The sequence below is a fragment of the Pseudomonas folii genome, assembly GCF_014357575.1.
GTDB lineage: Bacteria > Pseudomonadota > Gammaproteobacteria > Pseudomonadales > Pseudomonadaceae > Aquipseudomonas > Aquipseudomonas folii.
The window spans coordinates 1-6826 of the sequence record NZ_JACONW010000211.1; the positions used below are offsets into that span (position 1 = coordinate 1).

At 56.8% G+C, this 6826-nt stretch carries 4 protein-coding genes; all 4 read right to left on the reverse strand.

Annotation, left to right across the window (positions count from 1 at the left end):
• Positions 1-36: 36 nt before the first annotated feature.
• Positions 37-951 (reverse strand): hypothetical protein, encoded by a 915-nt coding sequence (locus tag H8S59_RS25125; RefSeq protein WP_187523184.1) that lies wholly within the window; start codon positions 949-951, stop codon positions 37-39.
• A 389-nt stretch (positions 952-1340) separates the two neighbouring features.
• The gene (gene dapC / locus H8S59_RS25130; RefSeq protein WP_187523186.1) at positions 1341-2534 is read right to left on the reverse strand and encodes a succinyldiaminopimelate transaminase; all 1194 of its coding nucleotides are present in this window, start codon (positions 2532-2534) and stop codon (positions 1341-1343) included.
• A gap of 76 nt (positions 2535-2610) precedes the next feature.
• Positions 2611-5307: a [protein-PII] uridylyltransferase gene (locus H8S59_RS25135; protein ID WP_187523185.1), complete on the reverse strand. Its 2697-nt coding sequence runs from the start codon at positions 5305-5307 to the stop codon at positions 2611-2613.
• A 41-nt stretch (positions 5308-5348) separates the two neighbouring features.
• A complete protein-coding gene (gene map / locus H8S59_RS25140) occupies positions 5349-6131 on the reverse strand; it encodes a type I methionyl aminopeptidase (RefSeq protein ID WP_087274044.1) in 783 nt (260 codons plus the stop codon).
• Between the last annotated feature and the right edge of the window lie 695 nt (positions 6132-6826).

Consider the following 6826-nt stretch of genomic DNA (forward strand, 5'->3'; position numbering starts at 1 on the left):
GGTCTCATGAGGCCAAACCGTGCGTGGCAAATCAGATTAACCTTGGCTATCCGTCTTCTCAGAGCTGACTGCCGGGCTCGGTGCACTTGTGGCGCTCGGTACATTTAATACAGCAGCAGCCGGCTGAGGTGTCCCGCCCGTCGAGCTGGATTTGTTGCCGGTGAATTTGTCTTCCTCATCTTCCTCGACTTTTTGCGAGTTCATTTCGGCAATGATGTCGAACAGGGTTTTATGGACCTTGGGCTTCTCTGGATTCTCCAGACTGGCAATGCTCTCCTCTAGCCCTTGGTGCATGCGCATCCAGGTTGCCGAGCTTTTTTCTTCGCTGCTGACCTGGTTCAGAAACTTCAGACCCACCTTGAAACGCGTGAGATCGTCACCTTTGTACGGATCGACAAAGTCGCCTTCCAGCGATGACAAGCCGCTGTACAGGCCCATCGCCAGGCCAAACTGACGGTTCATCGCATCCGATGCCTCTTCCTGCTCCGCCTTGGTAAAGAGGCCGCCTTCATTCTTGCTCACCGCGTACAGAGACCTGCGGTCGAGATCGCCCAGCAACGAGTTTGTGTCAGCAGCTTCCTTGTCATAACGGTTATAGGGGGTGCCGCTGGCTTTCATCTGTGCGTACTTGTCGTCCATGCGAGCACGTGCGTCAGTAGCGACATCACTGAAAGACAAGCCTTTGGAGCTTGATTCAAGACCCGGGTTGGCAACCGCCATCAGCAACGCATTGGCACTCATGCCGGGGCGCGTTGGATACAGTTTTGAGGCGTAGGAGGTTTTCTGACTGAGTTCGAGCGCTGCGCTTGAAAAGGTCGCCTTGTCGATGCTGGGTGTTTCCTGCTCCAGTACAGTTGTTGAAGCGGTAGCGGTCTTTGCCGGGCTGGTTGCCGCATTGACACCGTTATAGGCGGCGGTGCCGATGTTGGAGAGCGTCGATAACAGGCTCATATGTTCATCCATGAAGTGAGTTTCAGTTTGTATCGGCTTTGAAACAAATACCTGAATAGGGGATTGTTCAATATCTCAGGCAGCGCCGGTGCAGAATTTTTGTAGGAGCTGCCGAAGGCTGCGATGGCGGTATGTCAGGAAGATTGTTATCGCAGCCTTCGGCAGCTCTAGGAGAAAATTTTGACAGGAGCCCACTTGTTGCTGACATCACACTGTCGTCTAGAAAACAGTGGAGCTAAAGGAGTGAGCTGGTTCGCGATGGCGTTTAATCAGGTGAAGTGCTTCGATTGGTAAATGGCTATCGCGAGCAAGCTCACTCCTACAAAAGCGGGAGGTTTTCTTTGCCTTGATCAACACCCCACGGCACAGTGCACGCCGTGGGGAGTACATCACTTCTTGATAAAGTCGCGAATCCGCTCTGCCGCTTCAATGCATTCAGCCAGCGGCGCAACCAGTGCCAGGCGCACGCGTCCAGCACCTGGGTTAAAACCGTCCACTTCACGGGACAGATAAGAGCCCGGCACCACGGTCACATGTTGATCAACGAACAGGTCTCGACAGAATTCTGCGTCGTCGCCGCCAACGCTCGGCCACAGGTAGAAGCCACCGTCGGGACGCTGTACGTCCATCACCGGCGCAAGAATCTCAAGCACGGCATCAAACTTCTCGCGGTACAGGTCGCGGTTGGCGCGCACGTGTTCTTCATCATTCCAGGCAGCAATACTGGCCAGCTGGGTTTGCACCGGCATCGCGCAGCCGTGGTAGGTGCGATAGAGCAGGAACGCTTTGAGTATGTCTGCATCGCCTGCCACGAAACCGGAACGCAGGCCCGGCAGGTTCGAGCGCTTGGACAGGCTGTGGAAAACCACGCAACGTTTAAAATCCTGACGACCCAGTTCAACGCACGCGCTGAGCAGGCCGGCAGGTGGTGTTTGCTCGTCGAAGTACAGCTCGCTGTAGCACTCGTCGGCGGCGATCACGAAGTCGTGTTCGTCAGCCAGGGCAATCAACTTTTTCAGGGTTTCCACCGGAATCAGTGCTCCGGTCGGGTTGCCCGGAGAGCACAGGAACAGAATCTGACAGCGCTTCCAAGTATCGGCCGACACTGCGTCGAAGTCGGGGTTGAAGCCCTTCTCGGCCAGGCAAGGCAAATAATGCGGCGTTGCGCCCGCCAGAAATGCCGCACCTTCGTAGATCTGATAGAACGGGTTTGGGCTGATTACCAGTCCCTCATCGGCTCGGTTGACCACGGTCTGGGTGAAGGCAAACAGGGCTTCACGGGTGCCATTGACCGGAAGTACGTTACGCGCCGGGTGCAGCCAGCCACTCGGCACGCCAAAGCGCCGCTCACACCAGCCGGTAATGGCTTCGCGCAAGGCCGGGATGCCCAGCGTTGTCGGATAGACCGCCATCTGGTCCAGGTTGTCAGTCATGGCTTTGGCAACGAAGTCCGGCGAGCGATGCTTGGGTTCGCCAATGGACAGCGCAACCGGGCGCTTGTCGGGGTTTGGCGTCACGCTGCCGAGCAGGGCGCGAAGCTTTTCGAAAGGGTAGGGCTGAAGCAGTTGCATCGCGTTATTCATGGGGCTGGCTTCCAGAAGCAGGGCGCTCGAACGGATGAGCGCCATAAGTCGATTCATTGAACAGCGTCAGGTTTGCTCAGATGCTGATGCGCAATTCGCCGGGCTCGTGGTTGACGTTCAGTTGCTCGACAATGGCGTCCTGCAACTGGCTGCACAACTGTGGATCGGACAGCGGCTGGTTGTTGGCGTCCGTGATGAAGAACACGTCTTCCACGCGCTCGCCCAGCGTCGCGATCTTGGCGTTTTGCAGCGACAGATCGAACTCTAGAAATATCTTGCCGATCCGCGCCAGCAGGCCGGGTCGATCCGGAGCAGACAGCTCCAGAATGGTCACCGGACGCTGGGCATCGTTGTGGATCGTTACCTGAGGCGCGAAGGCGAAATGCTTTAGCTGGCGCGGTACGCGACGTTTGATGATCGTCGGGTAGTCGTCAGGGTTGCGCAATGCTTCGGTCAGGCCTTCACGAATCTGCTTGATGCGCTCAGGGTTATTGCCGATCGAGCCACCGTCGTTGTCTAGCACGATATAGGTGTCGAGAGTGAACCGGCTGCTCGAGGTGATGACCCGGGCGTCATGAATGTTCAGGTTCAGCTGGTCCATCGCCGCCACAGTCACCGCGAAGAAGTCATGCTGATCCGGGGCATAAATGAATATTTGGGTGCCGCCTTCAAATTCGCGCTGGGTAGTTTCCTTGATTAGGACCAGTGAGCCGCCATCTGAAGGTTGCTGCAATATCGCATCGCTATGCCAGGCCACGTCGCCTGCAGTGTGACGGAGGAAGTAATCGTCGCCCAGTTGCGACCAGAGCTGCTCGACATCGTCCGGATCGGTGCCGTTGCGAACCAGTATATCCAGCGCTGCAGTTTGTGTGCGACGGATCTGTTCCTCGCGATCCACCGGGTTTTCCAGGCCGCGTTTTAAAGCGCGCTTGGTTTCGGTGTACAGCTGGCGCAACAGGCTCGCCCGCCATGAGTTCCATAGCGTCGGGTTGGTGGCATTAATATCGGCAACGGTCAGCACATAGAGATAATCCAGATGGATTTCATCCCCGACGAACTGGGCAAAATCGTGGATCACCTGCGGATCGGACAAGTCCTTGCGCTGAGCCGTCGTGGACATCACCAGATGATGGCTGACCAGCCAGACGATAAGGCGCGTGTCCCATGCTGGCAGTTGATGGCGGACACCAAACGCTTCAGCGTCAACGGCGCCAAGTTCCGAGTGATCGCCACCGCGCCCCTTGCCGATGTCGTGATAAAGACCAGCGAGGTAAATCAATTCCGGCTTCGGCAGCCTGCCCATGACCTTGCTGGCCAGCGGGAATTTCTCGGAGACCTGGGTGTACTGAAGCTTGCGCAGGTGTTTGATCAGATTCAGCGTGTGCGCATCGACCGTATAGATGTGGAACAGGTCATGCTGCATCTGCCCGACGATATGGCCGAACTCAGGCAGATAAAGCCCAAGAATGCCGTAACGGTTCATGCGCCGCAGATTACGATGAATGCCCAGTTCGCACTTGAACAGCTCTATGAACAGGCTGGTGTTGCGAATATCGTTACGGAAATCATCATTGATCAAATGCCGATGTTCGCGCAGCAGTCGAATGGTGTCGGCACGCACACCCTTGATTTCCGGGTGCTGGGCCATCAGCACAAAAATCTCGATCATGGCGAACGGCGTACGTTTGAAGACGTTCGGGTTTGTCGCCTCGATATAGCCGTCGTGCACCTGGAAACGTGAGTTGAGCGGTTGAGTGATCGCGCCTTCGTCGTCGGTCAGGATGACCTCTTCGAAATGCTGGATGATCAGATCGCTGAGTTGCGCGATGCTCATCACCACGCGGTAGTACTTCTGCATGAAGCGTTCGATGGCCAGCTTGGCGTCGTTGTCCTGATAGCCCAACAGGTGAGCGATGCTGCTCTGGTGGTCGAACAGCAGGCGATCTTCGGAGCGGCCAGCCAGCATGTGTAGCGCGTAACGCACTTTCCAGAGAAAGTCCTGGGAGGAGGCCAACAGGTTGTTTTCGCTTTCCAGCAAAAACCCCTCGCCCGCCAGCGCATGCAGATTCAGCGTGCCGTATTGGCGTCGGGCGACCCAGAGGATGGTCTGGATATCCCGCAAGCCACCGGGCGAGCCTTTAACGTTGGGCTCTAGATTGTATTCTGTGTCGTTGTACTTGTGATGTCGGGTTTTCTGCTCGGCACGTTTGGCCAGGAAAAACTCTTTGCTGGGCCACATCTGTTTCGGGCTGGTGACTTCCAGCATGCGCTGCCGCAGGCGTTCAGGCCCGGCGATAGTGCGGCTTTCCATCAGGTTGGTGATCACCGTCAGATCGGCGCGGCCTTCCACGGCGCACTCGTCCACCGAACGCACGCTTTGACCCACTTCAAGACCGATGTCCCAGAGCAGCGTAAGAAAGCGCTCGATGGGCTCGCGGAAAACTTCGTGGTCAGCACTGTCCAGCAGGATCAGCAGGTCGATGTCCGAATAAGGATGCAATTCGCCGCGGCCGTAACCGCCGACGGCCAGCAGGGCGATATCGGCTTCTTCGCTCCAGTCGAAATGGTCCCATGCCTGTTGCAGGATGTTGTCCACAAACCAGGCGCGGTCTTCGATCAGGCGGCGAATGTCACGGCCAGCCTTGAAACGCTCGTCAAGCACCTCCCGCGCATTGCGGATGGCTTTCTTGAACGCGGCAATCGGACTCGCCTTCAACGCGAGTTCGGCCTGGAACTGACCACGGTCGAACAAATCGGGATCCACCTGCGGCATGGAACTGCTTTCCTTTTATCTAGATCAAGCGAGCGTTGTGATCAGGCTGATGTGCGGGCGATGGTGTCGTCGCTGCGCAGGGTAAAAATCTCATAGCCGTCAGCGGTGACCAGAATGGTGTGCTCCCACTGTGCCGACAGCTTGCGGTCCTTGGTGATCGCGGTCCAGCCATCGCCCAGTAGGCGGGTTTCGGCACGGCCCTGGTTGATCATCGGCTCGATGGTGAAGGTCATGCCTTCGACCAGTGCCATGCCTTCCCCAGCCTTGCCGTAATGTACAACTTGCGGCTCTTCATGGAACACCTTCCCAATGCCGTGGCCACAATATTCGCGCACCACGGAGAAGCCGTTCTTTTCGGCGTGTTTCTGAATGACTTCGCCGATATCACCCAATGTTGCGCCAGGGCGAACGATTTCTATGCCTTTATACAGGCATTCCTGAGTGATTTTCGACAGGCGCTCGGCCCACTCAGGGACCTTGCCTACGTGAAACATCTTGCTGGTATCGCCGTGGTAGCCGTCTTTGATCACGGTGACGTCGATGTTCAGCACGTCGCCATTTTTTAAAGGCTTCTCATTCGGGATGCCATGGCACACAACGTGGTTGATCGACGTGCAGATCGACTTGGGGAAACCTTTGTAATTCAGCGGAGCCGGTATCGCTTTCTGCTCGTTGACGATGTAGTCGTGGCAGATGCGGTCCAGCTCTTCGGTGGTGACGCCAGGCTTGACGTAAGCACCGATCATTTCCAGGACATCGGCAGCCAGGCGACCGGCAATGCGCATTTTTTCGATGTCTTCAGGGGTTTTGATGGTGACTGTCATACGAACTCTCTCGGCGCACAGGGGGCGCGGCTAATACGGAAAACGGCGATTCTAGCAGACCGTCGCAGGTGGGGGATTGTTGCTTCCTTATATAGGGTGTCGTGCGGGAGTTTTGTGTACATATCCGTTTTCGTGGTGATGGCTGATATTGGTTGCGCTTTTACAGCGCGTCACTTTCGAAGAGCGCGAAAGTAACCAAAGCGCTTATGCACCACCACTTGGTGCCTCGCTGTCGCTCGGCATGCCCGTAATCCGACATTGCTGCGTGGGGCCGCCGCCACCGGCCATCCATGGCCTGAGGCGGCTAAACCGGCATCCCTGCCGGTTTGCCCCACGCAGCAATGTCGAATTACGGCCGGCGTGGTTTAACGGGGCGCCTCAGATCAAAGTCAAAAGCAGATCAAAAGCAAAGCGTTACAGCGCTAACACCCCGGACCGGTAGGAGCGAACTTGTTCGCGAGACGCCAGCAAGGTCAACGCATTCGTTGTCTGACACACCGCTTCGCAGCCTTCGGCAGCTCCTACAGGAGATCGGGAAGCTCACACAATCAGGTCGGCTTTCAGGCCGCCGGGCTCTTGATTTTGATCTTGGGCGCCCCGTTAAACCACGCTGGCCGAACGCAGATTCTGAACCGTGGGCAACCCGGCAAGGATGCCGGGTTAGCCGCATTGGGCCATGGATGGCCCGTTGCGGC

What these genes read in the sequence shown, in the direction of transcription:
- H8S59_RS25125 (WP_187523184.1), bottom strand. Translation starts at nt 951, where the DNA reads ATGAGCCTGTTATCGACGCTCTCCAACATCGGCACCGCCGCCTATAAC.
- dapC (WP_187523186.1), bottom strand. Translation starts at nt 2,534, where the DNA reads ATGAATAACGCGATGCAACTGCTTCAGCCCTACCCTTTCGAAAAGCTT.
- H8S59_RS25135 (WP_187523185.1), bottom strand. Translation starts at nt 5,307, where the DNA reads ATGCCGCAGGTGGATCCCGATTTGTTCGACCGTGGTCAGTTCCAGGCC.
- map (WP_087274044.1), bottom strand. Translation starts at nt 6,131, where the DNA reads ATGACAGTCACCATCAAAACCCCTGAAGACATCGAAAAAATGCGCATT.